Consider the following 20,650-nt stretch of genomic DNA (forward strand, 5'->3'; position numbering starts at 1 on the left):
AGTCACCAACGTCGTGGCCTCATACAGGCGGCCGCGTCGGCTACCTCTCCGTACAACGTGACACTCACCCCCACACCTGTCACGTTGTGCAACAACCCCTATGAGTGGCAGCGGAGCGGAGCCGCCCGACCAGGGCCGGTTTCTGCGCCAGGCTCGCCCCATGCGTCCACGTTCTTCGTACAAGGCACCACCATCACAGAGCCTGATCTACTCCGCCGTGGTGCAGAGCATGGCCGAGCACGGGCCCCGCAAGATGAACATGGCCCTCGCGGCACGCATCGCCGAAACCGATCGCCAACTCCTCTACCGCAACCGGCCAGATCGCCAGGTGCTCATCCACGAGGCCACCGAGCGCGAGTTGCAGCGTGTCCTGTTCGTCGCCGGTGATCTGGTCTCCGAGCAGGAGGGAGTGTGCCGGGTGGCCGAGCAGATCGTGCGTGCCGCCCGCACGGTGCGGGAGCACCCGCCGCAGGTGGTCGCCCGGCATCCACGGCTGACCAAGCGCTGCGACCAAGACGTCGCCGCATTCCCCGACGCACGGACGCACATCCATAGCGGACAGGTTTGCTGCTCGCAGGCCTGTTACAACTTGGTTGCGCACAGAACCACTTACGGATCGGAAGCGTGATCACCAGTGACATATTTATGCCGCACCTCCTGAGGACATTCATGACGCGCAGATGGGCGCTTATCACCACGATCACCGCATTGGCCCTCGCGCTGGCCTTCGTCGTCGTCCAACTGGTGCGCGGCCAGAACCCCGGAAAGGAACAGACCGAGGCAAAACCGGCCGCGTCGAGCCCGGCCGCGTCGAAACCTGCCACGCCGAAACCGTCCGCGTCGAAACCTGCCAAGCCGAAACCGTCCGCGTCGAACCTGGCCGCACCGAACCCACCCGCACCGAACCCACCCGCGCCGAACCCGCCCGCGCCGAAGCCGACTGGCGACGCCGAGTCGCTGCAGGGCCTCAGCTGGTGGCCCCTGCACCAGTCCGGCACCGCGAAGGCCGGCGCCAACGACGCCGTGGTCAGAGGCGGCACGCAGTGGACCGACGGCCCCGAGGGCGGCGCCCTGCAGCTGGACGGCACCAGCGGATACGCGGACACCGGCACCCTGCTCGACACCGCGGGCAAGGACTACTCGGTCGCCGCACGGGTGCGCCTCGCACCCAAGGACATGACCGGCTTCCACACCGCCTTGTCCGAGGACGGCGACCGGGTCAGCGCGTTCTTCCTCCAGTACTCCGCCCAGGACGGGAACTTCGCCTTCAGTTTCTCCGGTAACCGTGCCGTCGCGACGTCCGAGAAGCCGCAGCCCGGGCGCTGGTACCACCTGACCGGCACGTACAGCCAGAAGGACCACCTGATGCGGACCTACGTGGACGGCCGGCTCGCGGGGACCAAGGTGGCCTCCAACAACGTGTACCCCACCGGCACCGTGGTGATCGGGCGCGCCAAGTTCGACGGGAAGCCCGTCGACTACTGGAACGGTGCCATCGCCGACGTACATCTCTACGACCGGGAGTTGACTTCCCGTGAGGTGAGCTCGCTCTCCTCACGCGAACCGGGCTGACCGGCGCTGACGGGGGCAAGTTCACCGCCGCCGCAGGCTGACGGGCGCCGCACGGGCGCACCGCGGCTCGCGGCGGCGTCTGCCGGTTGTCCCGCAGCCGGCCGAACCCATCTTCCCCACAGACGACCGGAGAGGAAAAGGCCCTTGTCGGCCAGCACTTCGACCGAAGACCGACCACCCTGCCCCCGCATCACGGAACCCTCCCCCGACGAGTTCCTCAGAGCGCTCTACCACTTCCACGGCAACGCCTTGCTGCAGTTCGCCGCACGGCGGCTGGAGGGCGACTGGCACCGCGCCGAGGACGCCCTCCAGGAAGTCGCGATACGCGCCTGGCGGCACGCCGGGGAACTCGACCCGACCGCGGATTCGGTGCGGCCCTGGCTGTTCACCGTGCTGCGCAATCTCGTCATCGACGGCCACCGGGCCCGCCAGGCCAGACCGACGGAGATCGGTGAACCCGAACTCGCCCATCTGCCGGTGTCCGACGGCGTGGACCACATGCTCACCTCCGAGGTGCTCATCGACGCGTTGCGGGACCTGCGGCCGGCACAGCGCGAGGTCCTGCTGCACGTGCACTACCTGGGACGCAGCGTCAACCAGACGGCCGAGGTCCTCGGCGTGCCGCCGGGCACGGTCAAGTCACGGACGTACTACGCCGCCCGCGCCCTGCGCGAGGCGCTGCACAGCCGCGGGCTGTACGCGGACGGCCTGGACCGCGAGGCCGGATGACACTCATGCCAGCCGTCCCGCGTGCCGGTTGATCTCCAGGCCGAGCGGCCCGGTGTCGAGCGATCCGCCCGCACCGACACGCCAGCGCCACCCCGTGGGTGCCTCGCCGACCACCAGCAGCGCGTCCCCGCGCCGCAGACCGGTCAGTGCCCCCTCCCGTCGCGGGAGCTGCGAGGCGTCCACGACGAACAGATGCGGCGCCTCGCCCTGGACGGCGATCCGGCTGCTGCCCTCGATCAGCCGGTAGATCTGCGTGACGTCGGGCGAGCCGGGCTCCGGCGCCCCCGTACCCGCCGACGCCGCCACCGTGGCGAACGCCTCCTCCAGGCTGGCCGCGCTGTGCAGACGCGAGGTCCGCGGCTCGTCGCCGGAAAGGAGCCCGCCGTCGGCCAGGGATCCCACCAGGGTGACCTCGGCGAGCGCCCCCACCGGGCCGACGAGCGCCTCGTTGACGACGGCCCGCACCAGGCTGCGCACCTCCTTGTCCGGACCCGCCACCGAGACGGGCCCCGCCGCCCGGGAGAGGTCGACCAGTACACGGTCGGGGCCGTCCAGGCCCACCGTCACCGTCAGCGCGTACGACAGGGCCGGTTCGCCCTCCGGTCCGGGACGGTGCAGATCGTCGGGCGAGATCGTCCAGCGCTCGCCGTCCGCCTCGACGGTCCAGGGGGCGGGGGCGACCTCCTCGGCCCCGGACAGCAGCAGTGCGAGCCGCTCCTCGGAGTAGGCGACGGCGTACAGGTCGGGCAGCGACCGGCCGGAGCGCAGGCATTCGCCCGTCAGCCGGCGCAGGCCCGCGTTGACCACGTCCAGCGCCTCCCGGCCCCGGACGGCCGCCGAGGCGGCGACGGGCTTCGGCCGGCGGGGCCGTCGCTCGGGCTTCGGCGGGCGGGGCCGTCGCTCGGTGACGATCAGCGCGGCCACCGCCCCGATCAGTGCCAGCCCCAGCACCACGGCCAGGACGTACCAGATCATCTTCTGACTCCTTGTCGGGACGCCCCGGCGGCGGAGCCGGGACGGTCGAGAACGAGGGCGGCACAGTCGCTGTGCCGTGCACCCGATGGCCACTACGGCGCACGTCGGCGGATGGTTCACCCGGCGCACCGGTGAACCATCCGCCGACGTGCGCCGTAAGTCCCGTCAGTGGCACGGCAGCCGCCGAGCGCGGCTGCCGAGGCCCCCCATTCACGCCGGCTGGAGGACGTTCTCGTGTCGTTGATGTTGACCGTGGTCGAGGAGGGCGGTGACGCGTTCGACGTCCACCTCGACGCCGATCCCGACACGCCTGTGCGCGCTGTCGCGGAGGCGCTGGCCGGGGCTGGAGGCATCCACCCGCCCCCGGAGGGCCTCGGCCTGTATGCCGGCAACCGGCTGCTGCCCGCCGATATGCGGCTGCGGGACGCGCCGCTGCACCACGCGGCCATCGTGGGCCTGGGCCGCCCGGCGGGCACCGAGTCGGCCGAACCGGACGGGCTGGTGGAGGTCCGTGCGGTCGGCGGGACCGGCGCGGGCGCCGTGCACCGGCTCGACATGGGCGAGTACCGGATCGGGCTGGCCCACGACGGGACCGCCCAGGTGCTGCGCGCCGTACCGGACCGTCCGTTCGCCGTCCTGGCGGTGGGGCCCCAAGGACGCTGCCGTATCACGCCCGACGCCTCCGCGCCGGACGGCGGCACCCTGCAACTGGACCGCGAGGATCTCGCCGAGGCGACCACCTGGCCGGCCGGCGCACAGCTCCTCGTCGGGGACAGCCTGCTCGAACTCGCCCTCCCGCAGAAGCCGGACGCGGCCGTGCAGCCGTCGGAGGACGGCACCGGCTGGGACTACAACCGGCCGCCGCGGCTGCGGCCGGCCGAGAACGCCACCCGCTTCACCCTGCCCTCCCCGCCCGCCCAGCCCGCCGCCCGGCCGCTCCCGTGGATCACCGCGGCGGCCCCGCTGGTGATGGCGGGGGCCGGGGCGCTGGTGTTCGGCCGTATGTCGATGCTGCTGTTCGGGCTGCTGTCCCCGGTCGCGATCCTCGGCAACTATCTGATGAACCGGCGCAGCGGGCGCCAGACCCACTCCGACAGTGTCGCCGCCTACGAGGAGAAGAAGGCACGCATCGAGGGTGACGCGGCGAAGGCCCTGGCGGCCGAACGCACCGCCCGGCGCCGCGGTTTCCCGGACCCGGCCGAGGTCGTCCTGACCGCCGTCGGCCCCCGGCGCCGCCTGTGGGAACGCCGCACCTCCGACGCCGACTTCCTCGAACTGCGCATCGGAACCGCCGATCTGGCCTCCGACGTGGTGCTCCAGGACCCGACGAAGGACGAACACCGCCGCGAGGACCCGCGGACCGCGTACGACGTCCCGGTGACCGTTCCGCTGCGGGAGCACGACGTCCTGGGCATCGCCGGCGAGGGCCCGACCGCGCGCGCCGTGGCGCGCTGGGCGATCGCGCAGGCCGCCGTCCTGCACAGCCCCCGTGACCTCCAGATCCATCTGCTGACGACCGGCGAACAGGGCCGGGACGGCTGGTCCTGGCTGCGCTGGCTGCCTCATGTGCGCAAGAAGTCCGGCGACACCCCGGCCAACATCGGCTACGGCACGGAGACCTGCGCCCGGCGGGTCGCCGAACTCACCGCACTGATCGTCGAGCGCGCCGGGCGGCAGGACCGGCGGAGCCGGCCCGCCGGGCCCGACGTGCTCGTCATCCTCGACGGAGCCCGCAGGCTGCGTTCGCTGCCCGGCGTGGCGCAGATCCTGCGCGACGGACCGGCCGTCGGCGTCCGCGCGATCTGCCTGGACGCCGAGGAGCGGCTGCTGCCCGAGGAGTGCCACGCCGTCGTCGCCGAGGAGCCCGGCGGAACCGTACGGGTGGGACGCTCCGGGAGGGGCACCGTCGGGGGCATCCGGCCCGACGCGGTGTCCGTGGACTGGTGCCGTTCGCTGGCCCGCGCGATGGGCCCGCTGCGGGACCCGGGCGGGGCCGACGAGGAGGCCGCGGTGCTTCCCGGCTCCGCGCGGCTGCTCGACGTCCTCGCCCTCGACCCGCCGCAGGCCGCCGGCATCCGGGCGCGCTGGGCGGCCGGGGGCCGCTCGACCCGGGCGGCCGTCGGCGTCTCCCTGGACGGCCCGTTCCACCTGGACCTGCGGCGCGACGGCCCGCACGGGCTGGTCGCCGGCACCACCGGCTCCGGCAAGTCCGAACTCCTCCAGACGCTGGTCGCCTCGCTCGCGGTGGCGAACCGTCCGGACGCGATGACGTTCGTCCTGGTCGACTACAAGGGCGGCTCCGCGTTCAAGGACTGCGTCGACCTGCCGCACACCGTCGGCATGGTCACCGACCTCGACGCCCACCTCGTCGAGCGGGCCCTGGTGTCGCTGACGGCGGAACTCACCCGGCGCGAGCACATCCTCGCCGCGGCCGGCGCCAAGGACATCGAGGACTACGTCGAGCTGCTGGAGCGCAACCCGGCGGGCCGCGCGCCGATGCCCCGGCTGCTCATCGTCATCGACGAGTTCGCCTCGATGGTGCGCGACCTGCCGGACTTCGTGAAGGGTCTGGTCAACATCGCCCAGCGGGGCCGCAGCCTCGGCATCCACCTGATCCTGGCGACGCAGCGCCCCAGCGGCGTCGTCTCCTCGGAGATCCGCGCCAACACCAACCTGCGCATCGCGCTGCGGGTGACGGACGCCGGCGAGAGCACGGACGTCCTCAACTCTCCCGAGGCCGCCGGGATCTCACAGAGCACTCCCGGTCGCGCCTATGTGCGCCTGGGCCAGAACTCCCTCGTGCCGTTCCAGTCCGGACGGGTCGGCGGCCGTCGGCCCGGTGCCGCGGCGACCTCGCTGCCGGCACCCTGGGCGGTGACGGTCGGCTGGGAACGGCTCGGCGAGCCGCTCCCGGCGCGGCCCCGCGCCGCGGCCGTACCCGCCGAGGTGGAGACCGACCTCACCGGGCTCGTCACGGCGATCCGTGAAGCGGACCGGGAGATGGGCATCCCCGCACAGCACAGCCCCTGGCTCCCGCCGCTGCCCGAGGTCCTGGTCACCGGTGAACTGCCGGCGCCGCCGCCCTCGGACTACGACCTCGCGCCCGTCGCGTACGGCGTGGTGGACCTGCCCGCACAACAGGCCCGGCTGCCCCTGGTGATCGACCCGGCGACGCTCGGGCACCTGCACATCATCGGCTCGCCCCGGCAGGGCAGGTCGCAGACACTACGCACCATCGCAGGCACCCTGGCCTCCGCCCATTCCGCGGACCGGCTGCACATGTACGGCATCGACTGCGGCAACGGCGCGCTGCTGCCCATCGAGAGGCTGCCGCACTGCGGGGCCATCACCCAGCGCACCCAGCCCGACCGGGTGGCCCGGCTGCTCGCCCGGCTGTCCGGGGAACTGACCAGGCGCCAGGAGATGCTCGCCTCCCGCGGCAGCGCCGACCTGCCGGAGCTCCGCCGCGCCCTGCCGGAGGCCGAACGGCCGCCGCACATCGTGCTGTTCATCGACCGGTGGGAGGTCTTCGACAAGCAGCTCGGCGAGTACGACTCCGGGAACCTGCTGAGCTCCGTGCTGACCCTGCTCCGGGACGGCGCGAGCGTCGGCATCCACCTGGTGATGACCGGTGACCGGGCGCTGTTCTCCAGCCGGGTCAACGGCTCCACCGAGGACAAGCTCGTGCTGAAGCTGAACGAGAAGTCCGAGTACGGGATGATCGGCATCACCCAGCGCAACGTGCCCGACGAGATCCCGCCGGGCCGCGCGTTCCGTGCCGCCGACAAGGCGGAGGTGCAGATCGCACTCCTCACAGACAACCCGGAGGGCCAGGCGCAGGCCGCCGCGCTCCAGCAGATCGCCGAGTACTGTCGCGAGCGGGCGGCCCAGCTGCCGGACTCCACCCGGCCGTTCCGCGTCGACACCCTGCCGGACCGGCTCACCTGGGAGGAGGCGATCCGCTACCTGCCGCAGCCGCTGCCGTCCGCACGGTGGGCCCTGTCCGGTGTCGGCGGCGACGAACTCATCGCGTCCGGGCCGGACTTCGCCATCACGTCGACCTTCCTCGTCGCCGGGCCCGCCCGCTCCGGCCGCAGCACCGTCCTGGCGACGCTGGCACTGTCGCTGCTGTCGACCGGGACGCCGATCGTCGTCGGCGCGCCCGCCAGGTCGCAGCTGCGCCAACTCGTCGGACGGCCCGGGGTGCTCGCGGTCTTCGACGAGTCCGACATCGACCCGACCGCGCTGGAGGAGGCGCTGGCGTCCTCGCCGCAGGGGGCCGTGGTGATCCTGGACGACGCCGACCTGCTGCTGAAGACGAAGGCCGAGTCCGTCCTCACCCGGATCGCCAAGTCCGGTGCCGAGAACGGCCGGGGCCTGGTGATCTCCGGGCAGACCGAGCGGCTCTCCTCCGGCTTCTCCGGCTGGCACGCCGAGGCCCGCCGCAACCGGTGCGGTCTGCTGCTGAAGCCGCAGAACATGAGCGACGGCGAACTGATCGGCGTCAAGGTGCCCCGCAGCCGCCTGGGGGCGACCCGCCCGGGGCGGGCGATCCTGCACCTGGGCGACGGCGTGCTGCGCACCGTCCAGGTCCCGGAGACGGTGCTTCCGCCGGCCGCGAGCTGAGCGCCCGTGCGGGGGTTTTGGCACCGGCTGTGAGGCCCCCGGCCGAGAGCCTGCCGGACGACCTCTGATCGGAGGTCACCCGGCGGGCCCGGAGGGCTCCCGCCCCGGCGACGGCCGGGGCGGGAGCCCTCACGCATGACAGGACGCGGCCCGGATCAGGTCGATCCCTCCACATAGCTGGGGTCGTGCTTGATCGTGCTCGTCGACCCGTTGGGGATGGCGCCGTTGATCGCCCAGGCGAGGCCGCCCAGTCCGATGAGGTTCGAGCTCTGGTCGATCCACCCCGCCGTCTTCGTCCAGATGTTGGTGATGTCCGGCAGCTGCTTCAGGATGTCCGGTGTCTTCCACACGCCACCGGGGATGTTCTTCAGCAGGTTCGCGACCAGGTCGCCCGGGTTCTTGAACCCGGTGAACGCCTTGATGGTGGGGACCACGCTCTTGATGTTGAGCTGGATCGCCTTGAGGTCGTTCGTGACGGATTTGAGGGTGTTCGCGATCCCGCCCAGATTGGCGATCTTGATCAGGCCGATGCCGCCGAGCACCAGCCCCAGACCGCTGAGGACCATGTCGAGCACATCCCACTCGCCCGACTGAATACTGTCGACGATATTCATGATGAAGGGGATGGCAGCGGTGACCAGGCTGGCGATCGTCAGGATGAGCCCCAGGCCCTGCAGTCCGGGGATGAGCATGGCGATGATGCCCAGGGCGGCGCTGATGAAGCCGAGCACCTTCTTGAAGATGTCCTTGATCTTCTCCCACAGGCTCTTGCCCGGGACCGCCTCGCTCGTCGCTTCGTCCAGGGCGCGGGCCGCCGTCGAGGCGTCCATCTCGCGCAGCTCCCGCGCGTCCTCGGCGAGCATGCGGGCGGCGTCGAGATCCCGTTGGGCGCTGTCGGCGTCCCCCTGCGCCGCGGCCTGGTCGTTCCGGGCGTCCTCCATGGCCAGCCGCGCACTGCGCCGGGCCGCCTCGTCGTCCGGCGGGGGCGGCTCCGCCGCGTCCAGGCCACTGATCACGGACCCCGCCGCGGCGGCGGCATCGGTGGCCCGCTGCAGCCGCTCCTTGGCGTCCCGCCCTTCGACCAGGGCGTTGTCCGCCTTGCGCTGATGGTCCCCCAGCTGCTCGGAGTACGTGTCCAGCGCGCGGGCCGCCTTGTCGTACGAACTGTGCAGCTTCTCCACCTGATTGGCCAGGTCCCCGAGCTTGTTCCGGAGTTTGTCCATGGCCTTGCCCTCGCCGAGCTGGCTGTTCTTCAGGCCGCTGACGATGGGGAGCGCCTGGTCCGCGTCGTCGGCGACGGACCGGTACTGGCCCGCGAGCTTCGCGAGCATCTCCCCATCGCCCGGCGTCGGGTCGTCCGAGAACCCGAAGACCGTCTCCCAGTCGGACACCGCTGGCCGCGCCATTGCCGCGCCCTCACTTTCCGTTCTCGTCCGTGCCCTGCGGGCTCTGTGCGGCCGGCACAGCCGTGCCCTTGCTCTTGACCTCCACGAAGCGCACCGTCCCCGCGATGGCGTCGAACACCTCGAAGAACTGGTCCTTGAGCTCCACATTGGGCGTGGAGCTGGAGACCAGCAGGTATTCCCGGCGGTTCGGGATCGGGAACAGCGTGTGCAGCAGCGCCGTACGCACCGGCGTGCCCTTGTAGTCGATGTCCTCGATCGAGGCGATCCGCCCGACCGGTCCGACGTCCGGAAGCTCCAGCAGATCCACCTCGCGCGGCGGGTACCCGCTGCTCTGCGGGTCCCCGGCCTGCATGCTCGCCCCGAACAGCACCTCGGCCAGATCCGCCGACTGGTCGTCCGGCACCGGCATCCGCAGCACGACGGACGTGGCGCTGAGCATCGCGTCCCCGCCGGGGAATCTGACCATCCCCGCTGCCTGGAGCGCCCCGCGGGCGTAGGCTTCGCGGGCGGTCCGGCGGGTGTCGCGGATCAGGCTGTCGAGCCGCTCGCGGGAGAGCTGCGGAACCCCCTTCGCCTGGTGCTCGATACGGCGGCGGATGGACGCGTCCCGGGTGCTCGGGTCGAGGTCCAGGTACCACCAGGAGCCGGGGTAGCGCATCTTGTAGTGCGCGGGCGCCCCCGTAGCCCGGTCCGTGACCGGATGCGTCATGACGCATGTCCCTTCTGCCAGCAGGCTCTTGTCAGGTCTTCTTGGAGTCGTCCAGCGCCTTGACGGTCTCGTCGTCCGTCTGCGTGAAGGCGTCGGAGATCTTCTTCGTGTTCTCGGAGAAGACCTTCACGTTGTCCTGCACCTTCTCGTGGCCCCTGCCCCATGCGTGGTCGAAGTCGGCGAGGGAGTCGGCGAGCTTCGAATCGCCCACGTCGCTCTTCGATCCGACGTCGCTGAGCCGCGCGGTGTTGTTGATCCGCTCCCCGATGTCCTCAAGTGACTTGACCGTCTCGTTCAGGTCCTCGATGGGGACGTTGATGCGGGTCATCGGTTCCTCCTCTCCGGCCGCCGCCCGGTCCCGCCGCAGAAGGGCGGGACCGGACACAAGGGCATGTCAGCCGATGGCGCCGGACGTCTGGTCGTCGGTGTCGACGAACGCGTCGGCGACCTGCTTGATGAACTCGCTGACGCCCTGCAGGCCCTCGATCGCCTTCTCGGTGCCGTTCTTGTACTCCTCCCAGAACGGACGGAACTTGCTCTCGGAGCCCGGCGTCGCGTAGGCCGCCTCGACCATCTCGTCCATCTTGGTGTTGGCCTCGTGGAGGCTCTGCTGCATCAGTTCCTTCTGGTTCTGCAGCCAGATCGACGCCTCCCGCATCTCTTCCGGGCTGATCTTGATGTTGCCGCCGGCCATGTCGGTTCCTTCTCTCGTCTCGGGTCGCCGCGGCCGCTGAGCCGCGCACACCGGGCTGTACGGGGCACCCGGCGGGGCGGTTCATGCCTGTTGCGGAACAGTGACGAAAGTGGCGGGCCGCTGCGTCTGCCGGACGCGTACTTCGACGGCTTCCGCGCCGACCTGCGACGCAGGCGCGATCTGCTCGGCGACGGGCTGCGATGAGGTCGGTTGCCGGTCCCGGGCCTGTCCCGTCGTTCCCGGCGGGCTCGCGACGCCGCGCCGGCCTTCCTCGTCGCGGCCGGCGGTCGGGCCGGGACCCGGGCGGAACGCGGCCCGGCCCGGGGCGGCGGTCGTGGAGACCGCCGCCCCGGGCCGGGGTGTCGTTGCCGTACGGGACTCAGGCGTCCGGAGCGGCCGGCTCGTCGCCGTCCGTCTTCTCCTCGGCGGGCGTCAGGCCCAGACGCTCCTGCAGCCACTTGTCGAACTCGATCGAGGCGCGGACCCAGCTGACCGTCGACGAGACGAAGTGCTCCAGGCTGACGCCCGTACCGATGAGCATCTGCGCCTCACCGATGAGACGGACCGAGACCTCGGTCTCCTCGGATCCCTCCTCGGGCTCGTGGGTGTGCGTGTAGACCTTGGGCCACAGCGTGCGGCGGTTCCAGTCGTCGATCGCGTCGAGGAGGACCGGGCGCTGGTCCGCGGCGTGCGGGCGGTCGTAGAACGTACGGACGGAGAAGACCTGCTGCTCGTCCTCGCCGCGGAACATGAAGTACGTGCGGAAGTCCTCCCACGGCGCCGCGAGGTCGCCCTCGTCGTCGACGACGTACTTCAGCTCCATCTGTTCGAGGAGCTGCTTGACGAGGTCCTGGTCAGGGACAACGGGGCCCTCGGGTCCTGCCGCCTGCGGTTCGGGCTGGCCCCCGAAATTCGGAATCGAGGACGGATCGATAGACATCGCTGGGTACTCCTGTGGATCGCACGTGGTTTCCTGCCGACGACCCTAGCCGCGTTTCGCCGCCAGAGGGTCTACGCCCTCCGGGGAATCGTCCCCGCATCGGCTTCCCGCACCCGTGACCAGGCGACGGCGACCGGGATCGCGCACAGCACCCCGAGGAGTCCGGACGCGCCGATGGTGTTCGCCGACGACCCGGACAGCTCTGCCGCCAGGCCCCCCAGGGCGACACCGATCCCCTGCATCGCGATGAGCCCCGACCGTGCGAGCCCCAGCGCCTGGCCACGCCGGCCGGCCGGGGTCAGGAGCACGAAGGTGGCCCCGGCGGTGATCTGATAGGCGGAGCACACCCCCGACACCAGCAACAGGAGTACGGCCACCCCTATGCCGGGGCCGAGCCAGTAGACGAGCAGCGGAAGATTCGCGCCGATCGCCAACGGCCCGAGCAGGCGGCGCCGCCGCTCGTCCCCGACCTGGGCCCGCCCCAGAAGGGCTGCCCCCAGCACCATTCCCGCCGGATGCGCGGCAAGCAGGAGTCCCACCGAGGAGGCCCCGCCGCCGGCCTCGTCCGCGAAGGGGGCGGCCAGCCCTTCCGGGAGGACGACGAACCCCGCCAGCCAGCCCAGCGCGAGCAGCGACCGCAGCCTGCGGTCCGACCAGATCAGCACGGCCGCGTCGCCGACCTGGGCACCGAGCCGCGTCTTCCGGTCGTCGGCACTCGCCGCGGGGCGGGCCTTTACGCCGAATCTGACCAGGATCGCCGAGAGCAGGAACGTCACCGCGTTCACGCCCAGCGAGAGGTGACTGCCCAGCCACGCGGCCAGCACGCCGCCGCCGGCGAACCCGACCAGCTGTCCGACCTGGTGAGTGATCTGCATGACCCGCTGGCCACGTTCGTATCTCTGCTCGCCGAGCACGGTCGGCAGCAGTGCGCCCTGCGCGGCGCCGAAGGGTGCCTCGGCCAGCTGCGCCAGCACCAGCAGTCCGGCCAGCAGCGGCAACGGCGTCCCGGGCAGGGCCATCAGACCGACCAGCACCATCCGCACCAGGTCGCATCCGATCATGACCGTACGCCGGGGGAAACGGTCCGCCAGGCCGGACAGGAGCACCCCGGACAGCAGAGCGGGCAGGGTGGTCAGCGCATATGTCGCCGCTGTCCATCCTGGCGAGTCGGTGCGTTCGAACACGAGCAACGACAGGGCCACGCGTGCCAACTGGTCGCCCAGGATCGACTGAGCATAAGCAGTCCAAAGGGTACGGAATTCGCCAAGGTGAAAGAGATTGTCAGATCTGGGCTTTTTGGGCCCCGGTTTTATCTCATCGCCTATCTGCTCGTTCATGCGGGCACGCTACCGGCTGCCGAATTCGGCCTCTAATCCTCCTTGTGGGCAGGTCACGACGGGCCATCTGAGGTGTCCTGATTACTCGCATGCCCCTGGGCGGGCGCTTCGGGAGCCCGAGCGGACGCCCCTTGTCAGAGGCGGGCGATACGGCCCGGGACGGAACAGGGAAACGCGATCCCATCCCCCGAGGCGAGGCGAAGCGTTTGGCTCAATATCGATGTTGAACACTGGATCACCGATGACGGCGGACGGTATTCCGTTCTCCCGAAATCGCCGCAATTCTTCGTCGACCGCACTACGGCGAAGACGACTACGGAACAGCCCCTGCCCCCGGCCGGAACACGTGGTCTTCCGGCCGGGGACACGACGTCGAACCAAGGGCTGTCCCGTAACCCCTGGCGGATCAGCCCGCGGCGTCGGATGCGGTGCATCGCAAGGCGGAGGGACGTCCGCATACTGGATGTATGCGGATGTTCCGACAACGCGGCGAGGTGCCGTAGCTGTCGTCGCGCGCCCGCCAGGGGTTACGGGACAGCCCTTAGGCCGTGCGCCGTCTACAAGGTCTTCCCCGAGGCCGCGGGCCCGACGAGCAGGCCGTCGCCGACCCGGTCCACCCGGACGGTGTCCCCGTCCTTGACCTCGCCCGCGAGGATCTCCTTCGCGAGCCGGTCACCGATCGACGTCTGGATGAGCCGGCGCAGCGGCCGGGCACCGTACGCCGGGTCGTTGCCCTCCTCGGCCAGCCAGGCCAGGGCGGCCGGGGTGACGTCGAGGGTGAGCCGACGTTCGGCCAGGCGACCGGCGAGCCGGTCGATCTGGAGCTTCGCGATGTGCGAGAGCTCGTCGCCGGACAGCGCGGAGAAGACCACCAGGTCGTCGAGCCGGTTGAGGAACTCCGGCTTGAACGAGGCCCGTACGACCTCCAGGACCTGCTCCTTCTTCACCTCGGGCTCGGCCAGGGGATCCATCAGGAACTGGCTGCCGAGGTTGGAGGTCAGGATCAGGATGGTGTTACGGAAGTCGACCGTCCGGCCCTGTCCGTCGGTGAGCCGGCCGTCGTCCAGGACCTGGAGCAGGATGTCGAAGACCTCGGGGTGGGCCTTCTCGACCTCGTCCAGCAGCACCACGCTGTACGGGCGGCGGCGGACCGCCTCCGTGAGCTGGCCGCCCTCCTCGTAGCCGATGTATCCGGGCGGAGCGCCGACGAGCCGCGCCACGCTGTGCTTCTCGCCGTACTCACTCATGTCGATGCGGACCATGGCCCGCTCGTCGTCGAACAGGAAGTCGGCGAGCGCCTTCGCGAGCTCCGTCTTGCCGACACCGGTCGGACCGAGGAAGAGGAACGACCCGGTGGGCCGGTCGGGGTCGGCGATTCCGGCGCGGGTACGACGCACCGCGTCCGACACGGCGCGCACGGCCTCGGTCTGCCCGATGAGGCGCTTGCCCAGCTCGTCCTCCATGCGGAGCAGCTTCTGGGTCTCGCCCTCCAGCAGACGTCCGGCCGGGATGCCGGTCCAGGAGCCGACGACATCGGCGATGTCGTCCGGGCCGACCTCCTCCTTCACCATCGTGTCCTTGGCGGCCTCCTGCTCGGCCTCGGACGCCTCCGCCAGCTCCCGCTCCAGGCCGGGGATCTCCCCGTACAGCAGCTTGGAGGCGGTGTCGAAGTCGCCGTCGCGCTGGGCGCGTTCGGCCTGGCCGTGCAGTTCGTCGAGGCGTTCCTTCAGCTCACCGACGCGGTTGAGGCCCTGCTTCTCCTTCTCCCAGCGGGCGGTGAGGCCGCGCAGCTCCTCCTCCTTGTCGGCGAGGTCGCGGCGGAGCTTCTCCAGGCGCTGCCTGGAGCCGGGGTCGGTCTCGTTCTTGAGGGCCAGCTCCTCCATGTGGAGGCGGTCGACGGCGCGCTGGAGCTCATCGATCTCGACGGGCGAGGAGTCGATCTCCATGCGCAGCCGGGACGCCGCCTCGTCGACCAGGTCGATGGCCTTGTCGGGGAGGAAGCGGGAGGTGATGTAGCGGTCGGACAGGGTCGCGGCGGCCACCAGGGCGGAGTCCGCGATGGAAACCTTGTGGTGGGCCTCGTAACGGCCCTTGAGACCACGCAGGATCGCGATGGTGTCCTCGACGCTCGGCTCCGCCACCAGCACCTGCTGGAAGCGGCGCTCCAGGGCGGGGTCCTTCTCGATCCGCTCGCGGTACTCGTCGAGCGTCGTCGCGCCGACCATGCGGAGCTCGCCGCGGGCCAGCATCGGCTTGAGCATGTTGCCGGCGTCCATGGCGGAGTCGCCGCCGGCGCCCGCGCCGACGACGGTGTGCAGCTCGTCGATGAAGGTGATGATCTGCCCGTCGCTCTCCTTGATCTCGGAGAGGACGGTCTTGAGCCGTTCCTCGAACTCGCCGCGGTACTTCGCGCCCGCGACCATCGCGCCGAGGTCGAGCGAGACGAGGCGCTTGTTGCGCAGCGACTCGGGGACGTCGCCCTTGACGATGCGCTGGGCGAGCCCTTCCACGACGGCCGTCTTGCCGACGCCGGGCTCACCGATGAGCACGGGGTTGTTCTTGGTGCGGCGGGACAGGACCTGGACGACGCGGCGGATCTCCTGGTCGCGTCCGACGACCGGGTCGAGCCGGCCCTCGCGCGCGGCCGCCGTGAAGTCCGTACCGAATTTCTCCAGGGCCTTGTACTGGCCCTCCGGGTCGGGTGTGGTCACCCGGCGCCCTCCCCTGTTCTTCTCGAACGCGTCCAGCAGCCTCTTCGCACTGGCCCCCTGATCGCTCAGGATCTCACCGACCCGGCCGCCCACGGCGGCGATGCCGATCAGCAGGTGCTCGGTGGAGATGTAGTCGTCGCCGAGCTCCTTCGCGCGCTGCGCGGCGTCCGCGATGACGGCGAGCAGCTCGCGGTTGGGCTGCGGCGGGGCGACGGTCGACCCGGTGACGCTGGGCTGCGCACCCAGCAGCCGCTCGGTCTCGCTGCGTACGACGAGCTGGTCGGCCTCGACGGAGGCGAGCAGATCGACGATGTTCTCGTTGTCCTCGCCCGCGAGCAGCGCGAGCAGCAGATGCCCGGGGGTCAGATCGGGGTGCCCGTCCTTCACGGCCCTGCTGGTGGCCACGTTGATGGCGTCACGGCTCTTGTTGGTCAGCTCGGCGTCCACGTGCGCTTTCTCCTCCTTGCGTCGACCGGTCTCTCCACAACACTGACTAAGTCAACGTGTATAAAGTTGAGTCTATTCCACTCAACCTCACATCACACCTGTCCGGCGTCCCTGTTCCCACCTGTCCCCGCCCGGCCCTCGGCCCTCCGAGTCCGCTTCCGCCCCGAGTCAACCGGCCGGATCGGGCCCGCGCCACCGCAGCGGGCTCGCGCTGCCTACGCTGTCGCCATGGCAGTCGACGTGACGAACCCCGATCCCGAGTACCTCGCGTTCTGGCGCGAGCACCACCTGTGCACCCTGACCACACTCCGTCCCGACGGCACGCCGCACGTGGCGCCGGTGGGCGTGACGTACGACCCCGAGGCCGGGCTGGCACGGATCATCACCGGCAAGGGCAGGCGGAAGGTCGCCAACGTCCTGGCGGCGGGTCCGGACGGCGCCCGGGTCGCGGTCTGCCAGGTCGACCGGCGCCGCTGGGCGACGCTGGAGGGCCGCGCGACGGTCCGCACGGAGCCGGAGGTGGTCGCCGACGCGGTACGCCGCTACGCGGAACGCTACGGGCGCACGCCGTCGCCCAACCCGGACCGCGTCGTCATAGAGATCGCCCTGGACCGGGCGCTCGGCAGGGCGTGAGGGAGGCCGCGAGAGCCCCCGGCAGCACACGGCTCCGGGCTCCGGGCTCCGGGCTCCGGGCTCCGGGCAGCACAACGGCGCCACCGTGTTCAGGTCACGATGGCGCCGTTGTGTGGGGGAGTGACTGAGCGACGTGTAACGACGGGGGATCGCTCAGGCACTGCGGGGGGTGGCGGAGATGGTCTCTGGCTCGAACAGCTGGTGGTCCCGCCGGTCGAGGTTGACGAAGATCATGTCGTACCGGATCGCGCAGCGGACGGGCTGCGGGGCTCCCCGCGGCTTGCGGAGGCACCGGTAGGCGCGTACTTCGTCGTCTTCTTCACGTGCGACAACGATGGGGTCGCCGAACAGAGTGACCATCAGCGAGTCGCCACAGCGGGGGATGGCCGTGACGAGATCGATGAAATGCCAGCCTGATCGGTAGGCCGTGGCCATCTCGCGCCGGAAGGTTCGGTCGTCCGGCGGGATGGTCATGCGCCCGATTGAGTCGGTTCGGACCAGGCGATGTCACCGGGCGCGGCCGCCGCCTCGACGTTCCACGCGATGTCACCCGGGGCGATCCAGGCGATGTCGTCCGGCGCAGAGGCCGGCGTGCCCCAGGCGATGTCACCCGACACGGAGGCCGGTGCGCCCCAGGCGATGTCACCCGGCGCGGGCGCCGCCTGGACGCTCCACGCGATGTCACCCGGCACGGCTGCCGCCTCGGCGTTCCACGCAATGTCGCCGGCACCCACTGCTCCAAGGCCCAAAGCCGCGACGAACGAGGCGGCAAGCACCGAGCGAAGCACTCGCTTATACATAGTCAGCTTCGTCCTCACTTGTGGATTCTTCTCCCCCGCACCTAAGACGATGTCTCACCTGGGCGCGCTAACACCACCGAGTCAATGCATCATGTTCTTGCATGTTCAGGAACCTGGGGGGTGAAGGTATGACCACAAGAGACACAAAACAGGCACATCCTCATGCGATCACCGAACTGTGCGACGCCGGAAAACACCTCTATGCCAGCGCACTTCGCTCCGGTCGCATCGCTCGCAGCGAAGTGGACTCCGCGCCCTGCCTGATGGACTTCACTCTCCTGCACCCGGACCCCGACGACTCCGACTGGCTCCGTCCGGTCCCGCCGTCCGCCGCCCTGGCGCAGCGCCTTCACCCCATAGAGCGCGAGATCCAGGAACGCCGACGGCACTCCGTCGAACTGGCCGAAGCCTTCGAACCGTTCATGGACATCAGCGCCCAGGACCCGACGACGACCCACGCCATCACGGTGCTGGAGGGGGTCAACCGGATCAACGCGGCACTGGATCTCGCCACTGCCGAGTGCCGCACCGAAGTCCTCACCGTCCAGCCCGGGGGCGGGCGGAGCGAGGACCGCCTCAGCGAGGCCCTGGAGCGAGGCCTCTCGGTGGTGGACCGCGGTGTCAGCATCCGCACGCTCTACCAGCACACGGCCCGGCACAGCCCTGGAACCCTTGCCTACGCGGAACGTCTGGCCGAAGGCAAGGTCGAGATCAGGACCCTCGAAGAACTCATAGAGCGCCTCATCATCTTCGACCGGACGGTCGCCTTCATCCCGGCTCAGGACGACCGCCAAGTCGCCCTGGAACTGCGCCACCCCGGACTGGTCGAGTATCTGGTGAAGGTGTTCGAGCAGTTGTGGACCCGCGCGCAGCCACTCCTCGAAGAGATCAAGTACGAACAGGCGCCCAAGGGCATCAGCGGAGTCCAGCGCTCCATCGCCCAGCTCCTCGTCGAGGGAAACGTCGACGACTCCATCGCCCGTCGCCTCGGGATGAACGTACGCACCTGCCGCGCGCACATCGCCAAACTGAATGCCGCACTCGGCAGCGGCAGCCGCACCCAACTCGGTTACCTCATCGCGCAGTCGGGAATCCTGGACCAGGACACCGGTCGCGACGCACTCTGACGCCCTCCGCGCGTCGGGGCAGCCGTGCCCGGCACGCGGGCGGCCGCGCCCCGGGGGCCGCACAAACGTGCCTTCTCACTGGTGGGCCCGACCGGGAGGGGAACCACGGAACACCGGTCCGGTGACGGTGCCCGGTCGCAGCGGCCGTTCACGCCGACGGACGGGTGTCGTCCCCCCGGTCCAGGACCACGTACGCGGTGTGCGGCCGCCCGCGGACACGGGCGAGGCCCGCCACCCGTTCTCCACCGGGTGGCGGGCCTCGCCCGTCGTGCGGGCGCGTCGAACCCGCTCAGTCCTTCGGCCGCTTCGGCCGCCAGACCACCAACGCGCTGGTCTGCTGCACGTCCTGATACGGCACCAGGTCACGGCGGTAGGAGGCGTGCACCTGGGCCTCGCGCTGCTGCATGGCCACCGCCGCCCCGTCCACGGCCGCCGAGAGTTCGGCGACGCGCTGCTGGAGGGCCGCGACCTGGTTCTCCAGTTCGATGATGCGCTTGATGCCGGCGAGGTTGATGCCCTCGTCCTGCGACAGCTGCTGCACGGTGCGCAACAGCTCGATGTCCCGGGCCGAGTAGCGCCTGCCACGCCCGGCCGTGCGGTCGGGGGAGACCAGACCGAGACGGTCGTACTGGCGCAGTGTCTGCGGATGGAGGCCCGAGAGCTGGGCCGCGATCGAGATCACGTACACCGGTGATTCATCGGTCAGTTCGTACGGATTGCGTCGTCGGCCGTCCACCTCAAGCTCCCTTCGCTGCCTGGAACAGCTCCGCCCGCGGGTCGTGGCCCGCGGTCGCCTTGCGGTAGGCCTCCAGTGCGTCCCTGGCCTCGGTGCTGAGGTCCCTGGGCACCGTCACCTCGACAGTGACCAGCAGGTCGCCCCTGGTGCCGTCCTTGCGTACGGCGCCCTTGCCGCGGGCGCGCATCGTGCGCCCGTTGGGGGTGCCGGCCGGCAGTTTCAGAGTGACCGGCGGACCGCCGAGCGTGGGCACCTTCACCTCGCCGCCGAGCGCCGCCTCCGTGAAGTCGACGGGCACGGTGACCGTGAGGTTGTCGCCCTTGCGGCCGAAGACCGGGTGGGCGTCGACATGGACCACGACGTACAGATCGCCGGCCGGTCCACCGCGCTCGCCCGGACCGCCCTTTCCGCGCAGCCGGATCCGCTGGCCGTCCGAGACGCCCGCCGGAATCCTGACCTGCATGGTCCGGGAAGACTTCGCCCGTCCGCTGCCCTTGCAGACGTCGCAGGGGTCCTGGGCGATGAGGCCCCGGCCCTTGCAGTCCACACAGGGATCGGTGAGCGAGAAACCGCCGCCGGTGCCGCGCGACACCTGGCCGGTACCGAGACAGGTCGGGCAGACCCTGGGGGTGCCGTTCTTGTCACCGGTGCCGGAGCACGCCTTGCAGGGCGCCTGGCTGGACATCCGCAACGGGACCGTGGCCCCGTCGACCGCCTCGGTGAAGCTGAGCGTCACCTCGGACTCGATGTCCTGGCCGCGGCGCGGCTGCACCCGCGTCCCCGTGCCGCCCCGGTTGAACAGGCCGCCGAAGACATCGCCCAGACCGCCGCCGCCGAAGCCACCGGCGCCGCCTCCCGAGCCCCCGCCCTGGGTCCCTCCGAAGAGGTCGCCCAGGTCGAAGTTGAAGTTGCCGCCGGCGCCTCCGGGTCCGGCCCTGAAGCCGCCGTTGCCGAAGAGGGCGCGCGCCTCGTCGTACTCCTTGCGCTTCTTGGTGTCACCGAGGATGTCGTTCGCCTCGGAGATCTCCTTGAAGCGCTCCTCCGCCTTGTCGTCGCCCTTGTTGGCGTCCGGGTGGAACTCGCGGGCGAGCTTCCGGTACGCCTTCTTGATCTCGGCGTCGGTGGCGTCCTTGGGGACGCCGAGGACCTTGTAGTAGTCCTTCTCGACGAAGTCCTTCGTGCTCATCGACGTCCCTCCTTCCGGACGA

Annotated in this window: 18 protein-coding genes; 6 read left to right on the forward strand and 12 right to left on the reverse strand. The window is 70.6% G+C overall.

Features of this window, described 5'->3' with window-relative positions; genetic code table 11:
* Positions 1–229 precede the first annotated feature (229 nt).
* The 3 genes from ACIQCZ_RS16920 to ACIQCZ_RS16930 all read left to right on the forward strand — a co-directional run bounded on the left by ACIQCZ_RS16920 (position 230) and on the right by ACIQCZ_RS16930 (position 2,301).
* Entirely contained in the window at positions 230–628 is a 399-nt protein-coding gene (locus ACIQCZ_RS16920; protein WP_402283023.1) for a hypothetical protein, read from the forward strand.
* Positions 629–669: 41 nt separating this feature from the next.
* A complete protein-coding gene (locus ACIQCZ_RS16925; RefSeq protein WP_402283025.1) occupies positions 670–1,572 on the forward strand; it encodes a LamG domain-containing protein in 903 nt (300 codons plus the stop codon).
* 144 nt (positions 1,573–1,716) lie between these two features.
* A complete protein-coding gene (locus tag ACIQCZ_RS16930; RefSeq protein WP_402283027.1) occupies positions 1,717–2,301 on the forward strand; it encodes a sigma-70 family RNA polymerase sigma factor in 585 nt (194 codons plus the stop codon).
* A 3-nt stretch (positions 2,302–2,304) separates the two neighbouring features.
* Here ACIQCZ_RS16930 and ACIQCZ_RS16935 read toward each other — a convergent pair whose 3' ends face one another.
* Positions 2,305–3,276, reverse strand: coding sequence for a hypothetical protein (locus ACIQCZ_RS16935; RefSeq protein ID WP_402283029.1), 972 nt, complete (start codon positions 3,274–3,276; stop codon positions 2,305–2,307).
* A gap of 243 nt (positions 3,277–3,519) precedes the next feature.
* Here ACIQCZ_RS16935 and ACIQCZ_RS16940 point away from each other — a divergent pair, with 243 nt between their 5' ends.
* Positions 3,520–7,902 (forward strand): FtsK/SpoIIIE domain-containing protein, encoded by a 4,383-nt coding sequence (locus ACIQCZ_RS16940; protein WP_402283543.1) that lies wholly within the window; start codon positions 3,520–3,522, stop codon positions 7,900–7,902.
* A gap of 155 nt (positions 7,903–8,057) precedes the next feature.
* Here the strand turns inward: ACIQCZ_RS16940 and ACIQCZ_RS16945 are convergent, their stop codons facing one another.
* From ACIQCZ_RS16945 to clpB, 7 genes are all read right to left on the reverse strand, one after another.
* The gene (locus ACIQCZ_RS16945) at positions 8,058–9,308 is read right to left on the reverse strand and encodes a hypothetical protein (RefSeq protein WP_402283031.1); all 1,251 of its coding nucleotides are present in this window, start codon (positions 9,306–9,308) and stop codon (positions 8,058–8,060) included.
* Between the two features lie 10 nt (positions 9,309–9,318).
* Positions 9,319–10,017: a hypothetical protein gene (locus ACIQCZ_RS16950; protein ID WP_402283033.1), complete on the reverse strand. Its 699-nt coding sequence runs from the start codon at positions 10,015–10,017 to the stop codon at positions 9,319–9,321.
* A gap of 31 nt (positions 10,018–10,048) precedes the next feature.
* A complete protein-coding gene (locus tag ACIQCZ_RS16955) occupies positions 10,049–10,345 on the reverse strand; it encodes a hypothetical protein (RefSeq protein ID WP_376222440.1) in 297 nt (98 codons plus the stop codon).
* Between the two features lie 66 nt (positions 10,346–10,411).
* A complete protein-coding gene (locus ACIQCZ_RS16960; protein ID WP_376222438.1) occupies positions 10,412–10,711 on the reverse strand; it encodes a WXG100 family type VII secretion target in 300 nt (99 codons plus the stop codon).
* A 379-nt stretch (positions 10,712–11,090) separates the two neighbouring features.
* Positions 11,091–11,651 carry a YbjN domain-containing protein gene (locus tag ACIQCZ_RS16965; RefSeq protein ID WP_402283035.1) on the reverse strand — a complete coding sequence of 187 codons (561 nt, stop codon included), beginning with the start codon at positions 11,649–11,651 and terminating at the stop codon, positions 11,091–11,093.
* A gap of 71 nt (positions 11,652–11,722) precedes the next feature.
* Entirely contained in the window at positions 11,723–12,988 is a 1,266-nt protein-coding gene (locus ACIQCZ_RS16970; RefSeq protein WP_402283037.1) for an MFS transporter, read from the reverse strand.
* Between the two features lie 557 nt (positions 12,989–13,545).
* Complete coding sequence (gene clpB, locus ACIQCZ_RS16975; protein WP_402283038.1) at positions 13,546–16,146, reverse strand: ATP-dependent chaperone ClpB; 2,601 nt, start codon at positions 16,144–16,146, stop codon at positions 13,546–13,548.
* 228 nt (positions 16,147–16,374) lie between these two features.
* Between clpB and ACIQCZ_RS16980 the strand changes: the two genes are divergently transcribed.
* Positions 16,375–16,779 (forward strand): pyridoxamine 5'-phosphate oxidase family protein, encoded by a 405-nt coding sequence (locus ACIQCZ_RS16980; protein WP_402283040.1) that lies wholly within the window; start codon positions 16,375–16,377, stop codon positions 16,777–16,779.
* A gap of 153 nt (positions 16,780–16,932) precedes the next feature.
* Here the strand turns inward: ACIQCZ_RS16980 and ACIQCZ_RS16985 are convergent, their stop codons facing one another.
* Positions 16,933–17,253, reverse strand: a complete 321-nt coding sequence (locus ACIQCZ_RS16985; protein WP_093899390.1) for a (2Fe-2S)-binding protein — start codon at positions 17,251–17,253, stop codon at positions 16,933–16,935.
* A complete protein-coding gene (locus tag ACIQCZ_RS16990; RefSeq protein ID WP_402283042.1) occupies positions 17,250–17,597 on the reverse strand; it encodes a 5'-nucleotidase in 348 nt (115 codons plus the stop codon). The genes ACIQCZ_RS16985 and ACIQCZ_RS16990 overlap by 4 nt, the downstream gene beginning before the upstream one ends.
* An 83-nt stretch (positions 17,598–17,680) precedes the next feature.
* Here ACIQCZ_RS16990 and ACIQCZ_RS16995 point away from each other — a divergent pair, with 83 nt between their 5' ends.
* The gene (locus tag ACIQCZ_RS16995; RefSeq protein WP_402283043.1) at positions 17,681–18,706 is read left to right on the forward strand and encodes a helix-turn-helix transcriptional regulator; all 1,026 of its coding nucleotides are present in this window, start codon (positions 17,681–17,683) and stop codon (positions 18,704–18,706) included.
* 289 nt (positions 18,707–18,995) lie between these two features.
* Here ACIQCZ_RS16995 and ACIQCZ_RS17000 read toward each other — a convergent pair whose 3' ends face one another.
* Positions 18,996–19,442, reverse strand: coding sequence for a heat shock protein transcriptional repressor HspR (locus ACIQCZ_RS17000; RefSeq protein ID WP_093899393.1), 447 nt, complete (start codon positions 19,440–19,442; stop codon positions 18,996–18,998).
* A gap of 1 nt (position 19,443) precedes the next feature.
* The gene (gene dnaJ / locus ACIQCZ_RS17005; protein WP_376222426.1) at positions 19,444–20,628 is read right to left on the reverse strand and encodes a molecular chaperone DnaJ; all 1,185 of its coding nucleotides are present in this window, start codon (positions 20,626–20,628) and stop codon (positions 19,444–19,446) included.
* Between the last annotated feature and the right edge of the window lie 22 nt (positions 20,629–20,650).

It is taken from the genome of Streptomyces sp. NPDC093149 (genome assembly GCF_044754145.1).
GTDB lineage: Bacteria > Actinomycetota > Actinomycetes > Streptomycetales > Streptomycetaceae > Streptomyces.